The organism is Streptomyces sp. CA189, from assembly GCF_056428985.1.
In genome coordinates, this window is sequence record NZ_JBWJVM010000038.1 from 37,840 (window position 1) to 53,906 (window position 16,067).

Annotated in this window: 20 protein-coding genes; 1 reads left to right on the forward strand and 19 read right to left on the reverse strand. The window is 71.4% G+C overall.

The features are described from left to right. Window positions 1-10: 10 nt before the first annotated feature. Together tsf and rpsB are read right to left on the reverse strand one after the other, a co-directional pair. Complete coding sequence (tsf, locus tag AC061S_RS25590) at window positions 11-847, reverse strand: translation elongation factor Ts (protein ID WP_478688239.1); 837 nt, start codon at window positions 845-847, stop codon at window positions 11-13. Window positions 848-982: 135 nt separating this feature from the next. Next, entirely contained in the window at window positions 983-1,924 is a 942-nt protein-coding gene (gene rpsB / locus AC061S_RS25595; protein WP_478688240.1) for a 30S ribosomal protein S2, read from the reverse strand. Window positions 1,925-2,175: 251 nt separating this feature from the next. On the opposite strand from rpsB, the gene AC061S_RS25600 reads away from it, so the two are divergent. After that, window positions 2,176-2,910 (forward strand): M23 family metallopeptidase, encoded by a 735-nt coding sequence (locus tag AC061S_RS25600; protein WP_478688241.1) that lies wholly within the window; start codon window positions 2,176-2,178, stop codon window positions 2,908-2,910. Window positions 2,911-3,029: 119 nt separating this feature from the next. Here the strand turns inward: AC061S_RS25600 and AC061S_RS25605 are convergent, their stop codons facing one another. The 17 genes from AC061S_RS25605 to AC061S_RS25685 all read right to left on the reverse strand — a co-directional run bounded on the left by AC061S_RS25605 (window position 3,030) and on the right by AC061S_RS25685 (window position 16,056). After that, a complete protein-coding gene (locus AC061S_RS25605; RefSeq protein ID WP_250743946.1) occupies window positions 3,030-3,587 on the reverse strand; it encodes a TetR/AcrR family transcriptional regulator in 558 nt (185 codons plus the stop codon). Between the two features lie 97 nt (window positions 3,588-3,684). After that, window positions 3,685-4,518, reverse strand: a complete 834-nt coding sequence (gene whiG / locus AC061S_RS25610; protein ID WP_250743879.1) for an RNA polymerase sigma factor WhiG — start codon at window positions 4,516-4,518, stop codon at window positions 3,685-3,687. A gap of 239 nt (window positions 4,519-4,757) precedes the next feature. Continuing rightward, on the reverse strand, window positions 4,758-5,954 hold the full coding sequence (gene dprA / locus AC061S_RS25615; protein WP_478688242.1) for a DNA-processing protein DprA: 1,197 nt from the start codon (window positions 5,952-5,954) through the stop codon (window positions 4,758-4,760). Next, window positions 5,951-7,573 (reverse strand): YifB family Mg chelatase-like AAA ATPase, encoded by a 1,623-nt coding sequence (locus tag AC061S_RS25620; protein ID WP_478688243.1) that lies wholly within the window; start codon window positions 7,571-7,573, stop codon window positions 5,951-5,953. The genes dprA and AC061S_RS25620 overlap by 4 nt, the downstream gene beginning before the upstream one ends. Then, window positions 7,573-7,944, reverse strand: coding sequence for a YraN family protein (locus tag AC061S_RS25625; protein WP_243337661.1), 372 nt, complete (start codon window positions 7,942-7,944; stop codon window positions 7,573-7,575). Before AC061S_RS25625 ends, AC061S_RS25620 begins: the two co-directional genes overlap by 1 nt. A gap of 153 nt (window positions 7,945-8,097) precedes the next feature. Beyond that, on the reverse strand, window positions 8,098-8,406 hold the full coding sequence (locus tag AC061S_RS25630) for a DUF2469 domain-containing protein (RefSeq protein ID WP_005311352.1): 309 nt from the start codon (window positions 8,404-8,406) through the stop codon (window positions 8,098-8,100). 55 nt (window positions 8,407-8,461) lie between these two features. Beyond that, complete coding sequence (locus tag AC061S_RS25635; protein ID WP_478688244.1) at window positions 8,462-8,980, reverse strand: NUDIX hydrolase; 519 nt, start codon at window positions 8,978-8,980, stop codon at window positions 8,462-8,464. Then, on the reverse strand, window positions 8,970-9,746 hold the full coding sequence (lepB, locus tag AC061S_RS25640) for a signal peptidase I (RefSeq protein ID WP_478688245.1): 777 nt from the start codon (window positions 9,744-9,746) through the stop codon (window positions 8,970-8,972). Before lepB (AC061S_RS25640) ends, AC061S_RS25635 begins: the two co-directional genes overlap by 11 nt. 44 nt (window positions 9,747-9,790) lie before the next feature. Further along, window positions 9,791-10,705: a signal peptidase I gene (gene lepB / locus AC061S_RS25645; RefSeq protein WP_478688246.1), complete on the reverse strand. Its 915-nt coding sequence runs from the start codon at window positions 10,703-10,705 to the stop codon at window positions 9,791-9,793. 113 nt (window positions 10,706-10,818) lie between these two features. Continuing rightward, on the reverse strand, window positions 10,819-11,688 hold the full coding sequence (gene lepB, locus AC061S_RS25650) for a signal peptidase I (RefSeq protein WP_478688247.1): 870 nt from the start codon (window positions 11,686-11,688) through the stop codon (window positions 10,819-10,821). Beyond that, complete coding sequence (gene lepB / locus AC061S_RS25655; RefSeq protein WP_478688248.1) at window positions 11,681-12,463, reverse strand: signal peptidase I; 783 nt, start codon at window positions 12,461-12,463, stop codon at window positions 11,681-11,683. The genes lepB (AC061S_RS25650) and lepB (AC061S_RS25655) overlap by 8 nt, the downstream gene beginning before the upstream one ends. Before the next feature lie 44 nt (window positions 12,464-12,507). Next, window positions 12,508-12,858, reverse strand: coding sequence for a 50S ribosomal protein L19 (gene rplS / locus AC061S_RS25660; protein WP_214947866.1), 351 nt, complete (start codon window positions 12,856-12,858; stop codon window positions 12,508-12,510). 134 nt (window positions 12,859-12,992) lie between these two features. Next, a complete protein-coding gene (gene trmD / locus AC061S_RS25665) occupies window positions 12,993-13,814 on the reverse strand; it encodes a tRNA (guanosine(37)-N1)-methyltransferase TrmD (protein WP_478688249.1) in 822 nt (273 codons plus the stop codon). Further along, window positions 13,814-14,419 (reverse strand): ribosome maturation factor RimM, encoded by a 606-nt coding sequence (gene rimM / locus AC061S_RS25670; RefSeq protein WP_478688250.1) that lies wholly within the window; start codon window positions 14,417-14,419, stop codon window positions 13,814-13,816. The genes trmD and rimM overlap by 1 nt, the downstream gene beginning before the upstream one ends. A 163-nt stretch (window positions 14,420-14,582) precedes the next feature. Continuing rightward, complete coding sequence (locus tag AC061S_RS25675) at window positions 14,583-14,822, reverse strand: RNA-binding protein (protein ID WP_030011889.1); 240 nt, start codon at window positions 14,820-14,822, stop codon at window positions 14,583-14,585. 2 nt (window positions 14,823-14,824) lie between these two features. After that, entirely contained in the window at window positions 14,825-15,268 is a 444-nt protein-coding gene (gene rpsP / locus AC061S_RS25680) for a 30S ribosomal protein S16 (protein WP_243337676.1), read from the reverse strand. A 191-nt stretch (window positions 15,269-15,459) separates the two neighbouring features. Continuing rightward, a complete protein-coding gene (locus tag AC061S_RS25685; RefSeq protein WP_250743890.1) occupies window positions 15,460-16,056 on the reverse strand; it encodes a hypothetical protein in 597 nt (198 codons plus the stop codon). Between the last annotated feature and the right edge of the window lie 11 nt (window positions 16,057-16,067).

Consider the following 16,067-nt stretch of genomic DNA (forward strand, 5'->3'; position numbering starts at 1 on the left):
ACGGACGGACTCAGATGCCGACCTTGATGCGCGAGAAGCGCACCAGGGTGACACCGGCCTCGTCCAGAACCTTCTGGACGGACTTCTTGGCGTCCAGGGCGTACGCCTGGCCAAGCAGCGTGTTGTCGCGGAAGAAGCCGTTGACACGACCCTCGACGATCTTCGGCAGCGCGGCCTCCGGCTTGCCCTCGGCGCGGGTGACCTCTTCGGCCACGCGACGCTCGGACTCGACGACGTCGGCGGGGACGTCGTCCTTGGAGAGCCACTTCGGCGCGAACGCGGCGATGTGCTGCGCGACGCCGCGGGCGACCTCGGCGTTCTCCTTGTCGAGCTCGACCAGGACGCCGATCTGGAACGGCAGGTCGGGCATCGTGCGGTGCATGTACGCCGAGACGTAGCCGCCGGTGAACTGCGCGAAGCGGTCCAGGACGATCTTCTCGCCGAGGTTGGCGTTGGCCTCGTCCACGAACGCCTGGACGGTCTTGCCGGGCTCGATCTCGGACGCGAGGAGCGCCTCGATGTCGGCCGGGGAGGTCGCGGCAACGTGCTCGGCCAGCTGGTTGGTGACGGCCAGGAACTTCTCGCCCTTGGCGACGAAGTCCGTCTCGCACTTCAGCTCGACGATGACACCGGAGGTGTTGTCGTCGGCGATCACGGAGACGACGGCACCGTTCTCGGCAGAACGGCCTTCGCGCTTGGCGACGCCCTTCTGACCCTTGATACGGAGCGCCTCGACGGCCTTGTCGACGTCGCCGTCGGACTCGACCAGCGCGTTCTTGCAGTCCAGCATGCCGACGCCGGTGAGCTCGCGGAGCTTCTTGACGTCAGCGGCGGTGTAGTTCGCCATGAGTCTGTGATTCTCTCTCGAAGTCGTAGATCTACGGGTGAACGGCGGGGGAGGCGCGCTTGTGGCGCGGCTCCCCCGCCGTCATCGTCCGTGCTGTGAGTGCCCGGCGCATGAACGCCGGGCGCTCTCAGTGGGTCAGGCCTGCTCGGCGTCGGCGGCCGGAGCCTCGACGACGGGCTCGGCGACAACCTCGGCCTCGGCGGCCGGAGCGGCCTCGGCCTCGACGGCGGGGGCGTCGACGACAGCCTCGGCGGCCGGGGCGGCCTCGGCCTCGACCGACTCGTCGGAGTCAGCCTTCTTCTCACCCTCGAGCAGGTCGCGCTCCCACTCGGCGAGCGGCTCGGCAGCGGCCTTCTCGCCCGGCTTCGAGTCGCCAGTGGCGGCACCGGAACGGGCGATGAGGCCCTCGGCGACGGCGTCGGCGATCACGCGGGTGAGCAGACCGACGGAGCGGATCGCGTCGTCGTTGCCCGGGATCTTGTAGTCGACCTCGTCGGGGTCGCAGTTGGTGTCGAGGATCGCGACGACCGGGATGTGGAGCTTGCGCGCCTCACCGACGGCGATGTGCTCCTTCTTGGTGTCGACGATCCAGACGGCGCTGGGGACCTTCGACATCTCGCGGATACCACCGAGGGTCTTCTCCAGCTTGATCTTCTCGCGAGAGAGGACCAGGAGCTCCTTCTTGGTGAGACCCGAGGCGGCGACGTCCTCGAAGTCGATCGCCTCAAGCTCCTTCAGACGCTGAAGGCGCTTGTAGACGGTGGAGAAGTTGGTGAGCATGCCACCCAGCCAGCGCTGGTTGACGTAGGGCATACCAACGCGCGTCGCCTGCTCGGCGATGGCCTCCTGGGCCTGCTTCTTGGTACCGACGAACATGATGGAACCGCCGTGGGCGACGGTCTCCTTCACGAACTCGTAGGCGCGGTCGATGTACGACAGCGACTGCAGCAGGTCGATGATGTAGATGCCGTTGCGCTCCGTGAAGATGAAGCGCTTCATCTTCGGGTTCCAGCGGCGGGTCTGGTGACCGAAGTGGACGCCGCTTTCCAGCAGCTCCCGCATCGTTACGACGGCCATGGCCATCTCCTTGTTTTCTCGGTTTGGTTCCTGACGCCCCTGTCGCGCCCTGCCCCCGAAGAGGGGACCGAGAGACGCTGTCACCTGGCCCTTTCGGGCTGGTGCTGGGGCGTGCGAAGTCGACCCGGTGACCCGGATCGCCACAAGAAGTGTACGGGACCCGGTGGTATGCCGGGTGACGCGGTCATCCACACCGCCCCGCCGGTCCACAGGCCCGGACGGACCGGCTCCGGAAACGGGACCCTTCCCCCATGACGAAGCTGCTGCTCACCCTGATCCTCGCCCTGGGCCTCACCCTGGCCCCACCGCCGGAGCTGCGGCGCGCTCCGAGCACCGCAGAGGCCCCGGGCGGACGCCCGCTCCCGTCACCCCTGACGGTGGTCCGCTGGTGGGACCCGCCCCCGACCCCGTACGCGGCGGGCCACCGCGGGGTGGACCTGGCGGCCCCGGTGGGCGCGGAGCTCCGCGCGGTCGGCCCGGGCCGGGTCCACTACGCCGGCCCGGTCGCGGGCCGCGGAGTCCTCTCGCTGACCCTCCCGAACGGCCTGCGCACGACGTACGAACCGGTCCGCCCCCTGGTGTCGGAGGGCGCCGAGGTCACGACGGGCCAGGTCGTGGCCCTCCTCACGGACGGCCCCCACTGCCCCCGCCCCTGCCTCCACTGGGGCCTCCTCCACGCCCAGACCTACCTCAACCCCCTGACCCTCCTCCCCCACCCGACCCCCCGCCTCCTCCCCTTGAGCCGTCCGGCGCCCCAGACGGGGCATCTCAGCCGTCCGTCGCTTGAGGACCGGGGTCCGGGGCATCTCAGCCGTCCGACGCTTGAGAACCGGGGTCCGAGGCTTTCCAGCCGTCCGGCGTTTGAGGACCGGGGTCTGGGGCGGAGCCCCAGGGGGTCCGGGCGCAGCCCGGCACCCCTCCCAGCCCGTCCGGCGCTTGAGGACCAGGTCAGGGCAGAGCCCTGGGAACGGAGGAAGGGCGGGTAGGGGACGGCCCCGCAGGGCAGCCGACCACTACACCGGCCCGCCACGACACAGAACCGGTCCCCCTGGCCGGGGCCAGAACCGGCAACCGGGGCCGAGGCCGGAGCCGGGGCCAGGCCGGGTCAGCCCCCGACGCCCCGCAGGGCCATCGCCACCGCCGCGTCCGTGACCACGACGGGATCCTCCCCCGCCCCCGCCTCGATCCGCCGGACGGCGGCATCCACCACACCCTGGAGCAGCATCGCGGCCAGCCTCGGCTCCGCCTGCCCCAGCGCGCCCAACGCCTCCACGATCATCGCGATCAGGCTCCCGTGCGCCGCGCGGATCTTCTCGCGCGCCCCGGCGTCCAGCTCGCTCGCCGAGATCGCCACCACCGCCCGGTGCCGCTTGTCCCCCACCAGCCCGAGCTGGCTGCGCACATACGCCTCGATCTTCGCCTCCGGCGCCTCCGCCTCGGACATCGCCGCCTCGATCTCGGCCGCCCACACGGGGAAGTCCACCGCGCACAGCTCTTCGACGACGGCCGCACGGGACCGGAAGTACTCGTACACGGAGGACCGGGCGAGGCCGGTCCGCTCAGCGAGGGCGGGGAAGGTCAGTGCTTCCGTCCCCCCTTCGGACAGCAGGGAACGCGCGGCGTCCAACAAAGCGCCGCGCTGCATCGACCGGTGCTCGGCCACGGAGGCCGCTCGAATCCTGGGCACGCGTCCACTCTACGGATGTACCGCAAGGCCGTCGCACGCTCTCGGCCCCGCCCCCACGCCCCGGTGGCCCGGATCAGCGCCCGACGTCCGCCAGCTTCGCCCGCAGCTGCAGGACCGACTTGGTGTGGATCTGGCTGACGCGGCTCTCGGTGACCCCGAGGACGTTGCCGATCTCGGCGAGCGTGAGGCCCTCGTAGTAATAGAGCGTCACCACCGTCTTCTCCCGCTCGGGCAGCGTGTTGATGGCCCGCGCCAGCAGCCGCCGCAACTCCCGGTCCTCGGCGACCTCCACCGGGTTGTCGGCGGCGGTGTCCTCCAGGGTGTCCATCAAGGAGAGGCGGTCGCCCTCCCCGCCCACGTGCAGCAGCTCTTCGAGGGCGACCACGTTGGCCAGCGACAACTGGCTGAAAACGGCGTGGAGATCCTCCACGCCGATGCCCATCTCCCCGGCGACCTCGTGCTCGGTCGGGGTGCGCCGCAGCTGGGCCTCCAGCGTGGCGTAGGCCCGTTCCACGGCGCGCGCCTTCTGCCGCACCGAGCGGGGGATCCAGTCCAGCGCCCGCAACTCGTCGATCATCGCTCCGCGGATGCGCGTGATCGCGTACGTCTCGAACTTGATGGACCGTTCGATGTCGAACTTCTCGATGGCGTCGATCAGTCCGAAGACTCCCGAGGAGACGAAATCGGCCTGTTCCACATTGGGCGGCAGGCCGACGCTGACCCGGCCCGCCACGTACTTCACGAGGGGCGAGTAGTGCAGGATCAGCTGCTCCCGCAGCCGCTCGTCACCCGAGTCCTTGTACGAGCGCCACAGCACCTCCAGGGACGAGGGCGCGGTGGACCGCTCGCTGCCGCGCGCAGCGGGGGGCACCGCAGCGCGGTCGGACCCTGAGGTGTGCTGGGGCATGCTTCGCCTTTGCCGGAGCCGGATTCCTTGGGAGCGTAGCGTGACGGAAGTGTCGCGGTGCGCGAAGAGTACGGGATCGCGCGGGCCCGCAAAGGCGCCCCGACTCGCGCGGGCGACCCGGGACCGGCGCCTGGCGCACGGTCCCGGCGGGTGCCACCGGGAAGACCGCGTCTCTCATCGGCTTCACTCTTTCACCGGAACGCCCCAGGTCAACGACCGCCTCGCCGGGTGACTCCGCTTTATGCGCCTCCTCTCGGCCACTTCGGGGTCAACTGCCAGCCGTCGCCCTGCCGTTCGACAAACCCCAGAGAGTGAAGTTCGTACAGTCTGCCGATGACTTCATCAGTGCCGGCGCCCGCCGCGAGGGCCAGTTCCTCCAGGTCGGCGAGGCGCCCCGCCGGGAGGGCTTCGAGCACCCGGACCGTGTCGGGGCCCAGCAGGTCCCGGGCGATCACGGGGCCCCGCCGCTCGGGGGCCAGCTCGCCCATTCTCCCGACCAGCTCGATGACCTCCGCCGCGTCCGTGACCAGTGAGGCCTCGCCGCGCAGCAGTTCGTGCACGCCGGCCGAGAGCCCGCTGGTGGCCGGGCCGGGGATGCCCATCGTGATCCTCCCCAGCGCCTGGGCCCGCCGGGCGGTGACCAGGGACCCGCTGCGGTGGGCCGCCTCCACGACGACCGTGCCCCGGGTCAGGGCGGCAATGACGCGGTTGCGCAGGACGAACCGGCTCGGCGTGGGGTGGCTGCCGGGCGGCAGCTCGCCGAGGAGCAGCCCCTGGGCGGCGATCCGGCCGAGCAGTCCGGCGTGCCCGCGCGGGTAGGGCACGTCCACCCCGCAGGCCAGCACGGCGGCCGTGGCTCCGCCGGCGGCGAGGGCCCCGCGGTGGGCGGCGCCGTCGATCCCGTAGGCGGCACCCGAGACGACCACCCAGCCGTGCTCGGCGAGTTCACCGGCCAGGCTCTGGGCCATGTGTGCCCCGTACGGGGTGCACGCGCGGGCCCCGACCACCGCCACGGAGCGCAGCGCCCAGGCCCGCAGGCTCGGCCTGCCCCGCACCCACAGCCCGACGGGCCGGGCGTCACCGAGGTCGTCCAGCTGACTCGGCCACTCCGCCGACCCCGGGCAGACGAACCGCGACCCGGTCTCGGCGGCCACCGCCAGGTCCCGCCGGGGGGCGGCCGACGCGGCCCGGCGCCGGTATCCGGCGAGCCGCTCGCCGCCGACCCCGGTCAGCACCCCGGGCTCCGGCGCGGGCCCGGTCAGCAGCCGTATCAGCCCGACGGCCCCGTACTCCCGCAGCCACCGCCCGCCGTGCTCCTCCCCGGGCTCCAGGACCCGGGTGAGCGCGGCCCGCGCGAGCACCTCGCCCTCCATTTCCGCCTCCGGCTCCGGGCCGGGTTCCGGGGCCGACGCGGGAGCCGACGTGGGGGCCGTCATGAGGCCGCGTCCAGGTGCGCCCCGGCTCCGCGGGCGATTCCGGTGCGCAGTTCGAGGGCGACCGCCACGTCCAGCGCGTCGGGGCGGTCCCGGCTCCTCAGGTCGGCCACCGTCCAGGCCACCCGGAGCACCCGGTCGAGCCCCCGCGCGGTCAGCAGGCCGCGCTCCAGGTCCCGCTCGGCCTGCGCCAGCGCACCCGGGGCGGCCGGCCAGCGGGTCCGCAGCTCGTGGCCGGGGACCTCAGCGTTGAGCCTCCAGGGTGTGCCGCCGAGCCGGGCCACCGCCCGGTCCCGGGCTTCCCGGACCCGCGCGGCGACCACCGCGGTGGCTTCGCCGCGGCCGCCGCACCCCAGCAGATCGGAGCGGGTGACCGGCTCGACCTCGACCCGCAGGTCCACCCGGTCGAGCAGCGGCCCCGACAGCCGGGCCTGGTAGCGGCGGATCACCGAGGCCGGACAGTCGCATCCGGTCCCGTGCAGGGTGTGCCGCCCGCACGGACAGGGGTTGGCTGCGAGCACCATCAGGAACCGGGCCGGCAGGCGTACCACCCCGGCGGCCCGGGCGATGACCACGTGTCCCGCCTCGAGGGGCTGCCGCAGGGCGTCCAGGGCCTTGGTGCTGAACTCCGCGGCCTCGTCGAGGAACAGCACCCCCCGGTGGGCCAGGGACACCGCTCCGGGCCTGGCCACACCGGCTCCGCCCCCGACGAGCGACTGCATGGTCGCCGAGTGGTGCGGGGCGCAGTACGGGGGCCGGGCGAGGAGCGGTTCGCCCGGGGGCAGGATTCCCGCGACCGAGTGGACGGCCGTCACCTCCAGGGAGTCTTGTCGGGTGAGCGGGGGAAGGATCCAGGGGATCCGCTCGGCCAGCATCGTCTTGCCCGCGCCCGGCGGCCCGCTCAGGAAGAGGTGGTGGCCCCCGGCGGCCGCCACCTCCAGGGCCCGGCGCGCCGCGTGCTGTCCGGCGACGTCGGCGAGATCGGGGAAGTCCCGCCCGTCGCCGTCGCGGGCCACCCCCGTGCCGAGTCCGGCGCCGGGAACGACCAGCCCGGCGAGCATCGGGTCCGGGCGCCCCGGCGGATCCGGCGGATCCTCCTCGGGGACCTCCCCTTCGGTGAGCACCGCGATCAGTTGCCGCAGACTGCGCACCCCGAGCACCGAGACGTCCGGGACGAGCATGGCCTCGGCCGCGCACTGCTGCGGGACCACGACCTGCCGGTATCCGGCCTCGGCGGCGGCGAGCACGGCCGGCAGGATCCCGCGGACGGGACGCACCCGGCCGTCCAGCCCCAGCTCCCCGATGAGGACGAGATCGGCGATCACCTTCGGGTCGACCACTTCGGCGGCGCCCAGGACGGCGGCGGCCACGGCCAGGTCGAAGCCGGCGCCCGACTTCGGGACCGACGCCGGGCTGAGGCCGACGGTGAGCTTCTTCTGCGGCCAGGCGGCGCCGGAGTTCACCACGGCCGCCCTGACCCGGTCCCGGCTCTCGACCAGGGTCTTGTCGGGCAGGCCCACCAGGGCGAAGGTGGCCACCCCGGGCTCCAGGTCGGCCTGGACCTCCACCACCACGCCGTCGACGCCCACGAGGGCGACCGAGCAGGCTCGTGCGAACCCCATCAGGCCGCCCCCCTGACGTGCTCCACCACGGGGCCGCCGCGCCGCGGCAGGAGGACGCCGACGAGGTCGATGCGCACCCCGCCCGGAGGTGGTCCCCCGTGGTCGGCCAGCCAGCGCCCGGCCAGCCTGCGCAGGCGCTCCGCCTTGGCGGGCCGCAGCGCGGCCATGGGATGTTCGAACTCCCCCGCCCGCCGGGTCTTGACCTCGCACACGACGAGGGCGTCCCCGTCCCGGGCGACGATGTCGATCTCCCCGCCGCGACACCGCCAGTTCCTCGCGATCACGGTCATCCCGGCCTCGGTGAGCCGCCGCGTCGCGAGGTCCTCGCCGTACCGCCCCAATGCCTGCTGTGCCACGCCCTTCGCGTTCATCCGGCACCACCTCCGGCACCGACGATCCCGCGTCCCCGCCCACCTAGTGGATCTTGGTGGACAGTCGGGGCGATGTGGACGGCCGCGTCACCCCGGCGAGGGAATCAGGCGAAGAACCGGCGAAGGAATCAAGCGAAGAGCCGGACGGGGAAATCAGCTGCCCGGAAGTTCGAGATCGCTCTTGTTGAGCTCCTCGATGTTCACGTCCTTGAAGGTCAGCACCCGCACCTGCTTGACGAACCGAGCCGGTCTGTACATGTCCCAGACCCACGCATCGGCCATCGAGACCTCGAAGAAGACCTCCCCCTGCACCGAGTGCACCTGCATCTCGTAGTCGTTGGTGAGGTAGAAGCGTCGTTCGGTCTCGATCACATACTTGAACAGCCCGACGACGTCGCGGTACTCGCGATAGAGCTTCAGCTCCATCTCGGTCTCGTACTTCTCGAGGTCCTCGGCACTCATGGCATGTTCCCCTTCAGCCGTGCGTCCCCCTATTGTGCGCCAGGCCCGTGCGCCCCTAAACGATTTCCGGGGCCAGGTTCACGGGCGCACCCGGGGGACCGTCGTCGAGCAGCCTGCGGAGCAGCTCTGCGAGTCTGGTCGGGTACACCGTCTCATGGGCCGCAAGAAGTTCCTCGGAGGTCCACCACCTGGTACCCGAGACGCTGCGGCGCTCCAGCTCGGTGAGGCCTCCCAGCACGGTCGCCGTCTGGGTGGTCCGGGCGAGGAAGTACCACTCGTCCTGCTCCCAGCGGCGCCCGTCGAAGGGGAACGAGCAGTAGCGGTGCCACAGCACCGGCCCCAGTTCCACGTCGGTGATCCCGGTCTCCTCCGCGAGCTCGCGGAGCGCGGCCTGTTCGCGGGTCTCGGCCCCTTCCAGACCGCCGCCCGGGGTGAACCACCAGTCGTCCGCCGGGTTGCCCGGCTCGAAGCCGTGCAGCAGCAGGATCCTGTCCTCGGGGTCCATCAGGATCACCCGCGCCACCTTGCGCGGCCCACCCGCCCCACCCGCCCCCGCCGTCGCGTCAGCGGACATCGGCCCGCTCCCGCCTCCGCCCGCGCCCGAGCACCCGTACGACCGGCCCGTACGCGGCTCCGAGCACCACCAGGGCGGCTCCGACCACCACCGCGGCCACCTGGAGCAGCAGCGGCCCCGCCGTCGAGGTCCCGCCGGGCAGGGCCGCGTAGGCCTGGGGCCGCTCAAGCATCGCCATGTCGGGCCACGCGAGGGCGTCGACACGGGCGTTCACCGCCGTGCGGGGCACCGTCCCCTGGCCGGCCTCCTCCAGGTGCGCCCGGGAGTCCAGCGAGGCTCCGCGCCGGTCGCCGAGCAGGAAGAGGTTGCCCTCGGGCACCGTCACCTCGAACGCCGTCCGGGAGGCGGACCCGCCCGGAGCGCCCGCCGCATCGAGCTTCTCCGCCTCGATGTACGGCTCGTCCAGCTCCTTGCCGTTCACGGTGAGCCGGCCGCCGTCACCGCAGCACTTGACCGTGTCCCTGCCGATGCCGACGACCCGCTTGACCATCGGCGAATCGCTCCACTGCGCGTCCTTGAAGACCACCACGTCCCCGCGGCGCACGTCCCCGCCGGCGATGCGCTGTGCCAGCACCCGGTCTCCGGGCTTCACGGTCGGCACCATCGAGTCGGTCGGCACCGTGTACGGCTGGTACACGACGGCTCCCCACACGAATCCGCCCAGGAAGAGCACAAAGCCGATGGCCACGGCGATTCCCGACAGCAGGCTGCCGAGAGCACCGCGGCCATCGCCGTCACCTGCTCGTATTGCTCGTGTTCCGCCCATTGCAAGCGCCCCCACACTCGGAGATCGTCGACCTGGGCGGCACCCTACCTGCCGGTACGCCCCGCGGTCAGCCTCCGCCTGCGCCACAGCACGACCGGCACCGCGCCGGCGAACCCGAGCGCGGCCGGGCCGAGCCCGACCGGCGCCAGCCCGGCGGCGTCCAGGCCGAGCGCGGCGGCCTTGGTCTGCGTGCCGATGCCCGGCTGGTCGTAGGTGTCCGGAATCGGCAGGGTGGACCAGCGGGTGATCGGCCAGGCGACCACCACGGCGCGTCCGACGACATCGCTGACGGGTACGAAGCCCTGGGTGGCGTCCTGCTGGTGGTAGCGGGAGTCCTGCGAGTTCTGCCGGTGGTCGCCCATGACCCAGATCTTGCCCTGGGGCACGGTGAGCGGACCGAAGGGGAAGTCGTCGCACGGGGTGTTGCCGGGGAAGATGTACGGCTCGTCGAGCTCCTTGCCGTTGACGATGACCGGTCCCCCCTTCTTGCACTCGATCGTGTCGCCGCCGATGGCGATCGTCCGCTTGATCAGGTCCTTCTCCTCGGCGGACGGCATGAGGCCGATCCAGCTGAGGGCCTTCTGCGCGATGTTGGGGTCCGGGGTGGGCTCCCCGCTCAGCCAGTTCGACGGGTCGTGGAAGACCACGACCTCACCGCGCTCGGGCTCGGATCCGAACCACGGCGTCAGCTTGTCCACGAGGACCCGGTCACCGCGCTGCAGGGTGTTCTGCATCGAGTCGGAGGGGATCGAGAACGCCTGCACCAGGAAGGTCTTGATCAGCAGAGCGAGCAACAGGGCGATGCCGACCAGGAGCGGCAGCTCCTTCCAGAACGAACGGTGCGGGCGTGCCCCGGCACCGTCCTGCGCGTCGCCGTCGTTCTCTACGGCATCGGGCCCGGAGGAGTCGTTCGGCTCCTCGCCACCCTCGTCGCGTCCGGACCGTGCACCAACCGCCACGTCCCCCACATCCACTCCTCGTTCGGAAATCGACGCCCGGGCCTGATGAGGCACGGGCCCTCCCCTCCCCTAACGAGCGGGAGTTCCCGAAGGCGCGGGAGACCAAGGACACACTATGCGAACGAGGAGCCGCTCCGGCGCCCACGGGGCGCGCGGCGACCGGCGCGCGCCTGGTCGGGAACCATGCGGAAGGTGGCGGGCTGTTCCAGCCGGTGCCAGTGCCCGAACGGCCAGGCGATCACCACGGCCTGGCCGACCACGTCCTTCTCGTCGATCGTGCCGTGGAAGGCCTCGTCGAGGTGGTAGCGGGAGTCGGCGGAGTTCGCCCGGTGGTCGCCCATGACGAAGATCCGTCCGGCCGGCACCTGCACCTCGAAGCGGATCTCCGAGGGCGCGTTGCCCGGGTTCACGTACGGCTCGTCGAGCGGCGATCCGTTGACGCTGACCCGGCCCCGGGAGTCACAGCACTTCACGCTGTCCCCGCCGACGCCGATGACCCGCTTGATCAGGTCCTGTTCGTTCGCCGAGGGCAGCAGGCCGATGAAGGTGAGGGTCTGCTTGATCTGCTTGATCCCCACCGGGTCCTCGGCGGGCTGGACGCTTTCGCCGCCCAGCCACCCTCCCGGGTCCTTGAACACGACGACGTCCCCGCGCTCGACCTCGGAGCCGAACCACGGGGTGAGCTTGTCCACCAGGACCCGGTCGCCGATCCGGATCGTCTGCTCCATGGATCCCGACGGGATGAAGAAGGCCTGGACGAGGAAGGTCTTGAGGATCAGGGCGATGCACAGCGCGACCACCACGAGCAGGGGCAGCTCGCCCACGCGGCGGGTACGCCGTCTGCGCTTGACGCGGCGGGCGAGGCGACGCCGTTCGGCCCGGCCGCCGGGCTCCGGGGGCTCGGCTCCCGCGTCCCGCTCCGGCTCCGGGTCGGCGGCCGCGTCCTCGTACCGGTCGCCCGGCGGGCGCCCGCGGCTACCCACGGCCACCGCCCACGGAACCCGCGTCACCCCAGCGCGACACCGGCCAGCCGATCCAGTCGGCCCGCCCGATCACCTTCTCCACCGGTACCATCCCCCCACCCGGCTCCCCCAGGTGGTCCCGGGAGTCCCGGGACTGGGAACGGTGGTCACCCATGACCCACAGCGTCCCGAGGGGCACGACGACACGGAACGGCACTCTCGATCCGGAGTCGCCGGGGAAGAGGTACGGCTCGTCCAGCAGCACCCCGTTGACCTCGATCCGGCCGTTCTCGTCGCACACCACGTCGTCGCCGCCGACGCCCACGACCCGCTTCACGAAATCGGTGTCCGAGGGCTCGGCCAGCCCGAGCGCCGAGGCCGCCCCGTGCAGGGCCTCGCCGATCGGATTCCCGTCCGGGTCCTCCCGTACGAAGGAGCCCGTGCCGTCGAAGACCACGACGTCCCCTCGCTCCGGAGCGCCGCCGAAACGGTACGCCAGCTTGTTGACCAGCACCCGGTCCCCGACGGCGAGCGTGGGCTCCATCGAGCGGCTCGGGATCAGGAAGGGCTGGAGCACGAAGTTGCTGAACAGCAGCAGGAAGACGGCGCAGGCCACGCCGATCAGCCCGACGCGCCGCCAGGTCAGCCAGCCGGCCTTGTCGGGGCCGGGACCCGGGGCAGGACCCGGGCCGGGACCCGGGGCAGGATCCGCTCCGGAAAGCACGAAACGCGACCCCCCCTCCCCCTCGTCGGGGGAAGAGTGGCCGCGCTGCGTGTGAGGTGCTTCGGTGTCCATCGGGGGCGAGCCTATCCGGCCTTCCCCTGAACCCCGGGAGCAGATCAGCGGTCGCGCTTCTCCTTGATCTTCGCGGCCTTGCCGCGGAGCTCACGGAGGAAGTACAGCTTGGCGCGACGCACGTCACCGCGGGTGACGAGCTCGATCTTCTCGAAGATCGGGGAGTGGACCGGGAAGGTACGCTCCACGCCGACGCTGAAGGAGACCTTGCGGACCGTGAAGGTCTCGGAGACGCCGGCGCCCTGGCGGCGGATGACGACACCCTTGAACTGCTGGATACGGGAGCGGTTGCCCTCGATCACGCGGACGTGAACGTTGACGGTGTCACCCGGGCGGAAGGCCGGGACGTCCGAGCGCAGGGTGGCGGCGTTGACGCCATCGAGCAGGTGAGACATGAGATTCGTCTGCTTTCTTCGCATGACGCCACAGGTCGCCGATGCGGGGTTTCCGGAGAGAATTCGGGAGCTGCGGGACTCGGCGGGCGACGGTCCCCCTGTGGCAGGGGCGTCCGCGAGCACACAGCAGCCGCCTATTCTTCCACGGTCTGGGGCCTGCGCCAAAATCGGCCGTCGGGAGACGGCTTCCAGCCGAGGATGCTCAGCAGCTCGCGGTCCTTCTTGTCGAAGGCGGTGGCCTCGCAACGCTCGATCAGATCCGGGCGGTTGGCGGCCGTGCGGCGGAAGGCCTCGTCACGGCGCCAGCGGGCGATCTTGCCGTGGTGGCCGCTGACCAGCACGTCCGGGATCCCGTGGCCGCGCCACTCCGGGGGCTTGGTGTAGACGGGCCCCTCCAGCAGGTTGGCCATGTCCCCGGGCGCGAAGGAGTCGTCGCGGTGCGATTCGGCGTTGCCGAGCACCCCGGGCAGCAGCCGGGCCACGGCCTCGGTGACGACCAGGACGGCCGCCTCGCCGCCGGCCAGGACGTAGTCCCCGATGGACACCTCGTAGACCGGGAGGCGCGTGGCGTACTCGTCCATGACCCGGCGGTCGATGCCCTCGTACCGGGCCGGCGTGAAGATCAGCCAGGGGCGTTCGGAGAGCTCGACGGCAAGTTCCTGGGTGAACGGCCGGCCGCTGGGAGTGGGGACGACGATGACGGGCCCGTGCGCGCCCGCCTCGTAGCCGTCGGCCAGCGCCGCGTCCAGGGCCTCGCCCCAGGGCTCGGTCTTCATGACCATGCCGGGACCGCCGCCGTACGGGGTGTCGTCCACCGTGTTGTGCCGGTCGTACGTCCAGTCCCGCAGGTCGTGGACGTGTACGTCGAGCTGGCCGCGCGCCCGCGCCTTGCCGACCAGGGAGACGTTGAGCGGTTCCAGGTACTCGGGGAAGATCGTGACGACGTCGAGACGCATCAGGCGTCTTCCCCGTCCGTGTCGGCGTCCCCGTCCGCATCCGCGTCGGCGCCCTCGTCCTCGTCCTCGTCCCGCGTGGAGACGACGATCGCCTCGCGCTCGTCGATGAGACCGGGCGGCGGGGTGATGACGCAGCGCTGCTCGTCGAGGTCGATCTCGGCGACGATCTCCTCGACGAAGGGGATCATCACCTCGGTGCCGTCCGGCCGCTCGACGATGAACAGGTCCTGCGAGGGCAGGTGGGAGATCTCGGTGATCCGGCCGATCACGGTGCCGTCCGCGAGGACCACGTCGAGGTCCATCAGCTGGTGGTCGTAGTACTCGTCGTCCTCGGCCGGCAGCTCCGCCGGGTCCACGTCGGCGATGAGCAGGATGTTGCGCAGGGCCTCGGCGCCGGTGCGGTCCTTGACCCCGGCGAAGCGCAGCATCAGCCGCCCGCTGTGCACCCGTCCCGTCTCGACCGTCAGCGGTCCCGCCGACGCCGGGTCGGTCCGGAGTACGGCGCCGGGTCCGAGCCGCAGCTCGGGCTCGTCGGTCCGCACCTCGACGGTGACCTCACCCTTGATCCCGTGGGCGCGGCCGATCCGCGCGACTACCAGCTCCACTGCATTTCTCCCCTTTTTGCGGCTAAACCGCCGCCGCTCTCGCGGAGGTGGTACCTCTCCGTCGTGGTTGCTCAATTAATGGTTGCTCTCACCCGTGGGAAAAACGACTCGGGCCGGGGGGGCAACCAACGCCCTCCCCGGCCCGTGCCGGTGATTCAACTGCTCAGCGAACCTGGTCCACGTCGACGAGGTCGACGCGGATCCCCCGGCCGCCGATGGCGCCCACGACGGTACGCAGAGCACGTGCGGTGCGGCCGTTGCGGCCGATCACCTTGCCGAGGTCGTCGGGGTGGACCCGGACCTCCAGCACCTGCCCACGGCGCAGGTTGCGCGAGGCGACCTGCACTTCGTCGGGGTTGTCCACGATGCCCTTCACGAGGTGCTCAAGAGCCTCCTCGAGCATGCTCAGGCCTCGGTCGACTCGGCGGTCTCGGCCTCAGCCTCGTCCGCCTTCTTGTCGGCCTTCTTCGCCTTCTGGGTGATGGCTTCGCCCTTGCCCTCGCCGATGCCCTCGAGGGCCTTGGCGAACTCGTCGAAGGAGCGACGCTTGTTCTCCTTCGTCGCCGGCTGCAGCAGCGGCGCGGGGGCCGGGAGGCCCTTGTGCGCCTGCCAGTCACCGGTGAGCTTCAGGATGGCGAGCACAGCCTCGGTGGGCTGGGCGCCGACCGACAGCCAGTACTGCGCACGCTCGGCGTTGACCTCGATGCGCGACGGGTTGTACGTCGGGTGGTAGATACCGATCTCTTCGATCGCGCGACCGTCCCGACGGGTACGGGCGTCGGCGACGACGATGCGGTAGTGCGGCTGGCGAATCTTGCCGAGGCGCTTGAGCTTGATCTTGACTGCCACTGGAGTGGTGTCTCCTGAACTTGACGTGGTTGGGCACATGAGATGCCACGTGGGGTTGCGGTACTCGGGTGCCCGATGGACGCGTCAGCCGGAGGAGAGAGGGGTCCTATGCGACTGTCGAGTACAGCTGTCCATTGTGCCACACGCCCGCGGCGCGCTCGGCCGGGAGGTGGCGGAGCGTGCCCGCCGGGTCAGGAGGCCACCGCGATGGCCACGTCCGGGATGCGGAAGGGCTTCATACAGCCTCCGCACACGATCGGGGCCTGAGCCAGCACGGACGGGACCACGCGCACATTGCGCCCGCAGTCGCAGACCGCCTTGACGCGGACGCCGCCGCCGGAGGACCCGTGCCGGGCGGCCGGACCGCGGAAGCTGCGCTTGGTGTCGGCGGCCGTGGCGACCGTGTGGGCCTTCAGCGCGCGCTGGAGGCGCTCCATGGTGGGGCGGTAGCGCTTCTTCGCCTCGGGATTGAGCGAGACCAGGGAGAAGCCGCTGCTCGCGTGCGGCTCGTCGGTGTGGTCCAGCCCCATCTCCTCGGCGATCGCGAGGAACCTGCGGTTGTGGTAGCGGCCGGCGCGCGAAGTGTCACGCACTCCGCGGGCTGCGGCGATGCCGTGGACTGCCTCGTGGAGCAGTCGCTCGAAGGAGAGCTCGGCGCCGCAGGCGGACGAGGACTCTCCGATCAGGGACTCGGGCGCGGCAAGGTCAGGCAGCTCGGAGTGGTACCGCTGAATATCGGCCCACGCCTGCGCCAGCTCTGCGGCGAGAACAGGTGGTGTCGTGCTCACGTCGTGACAAC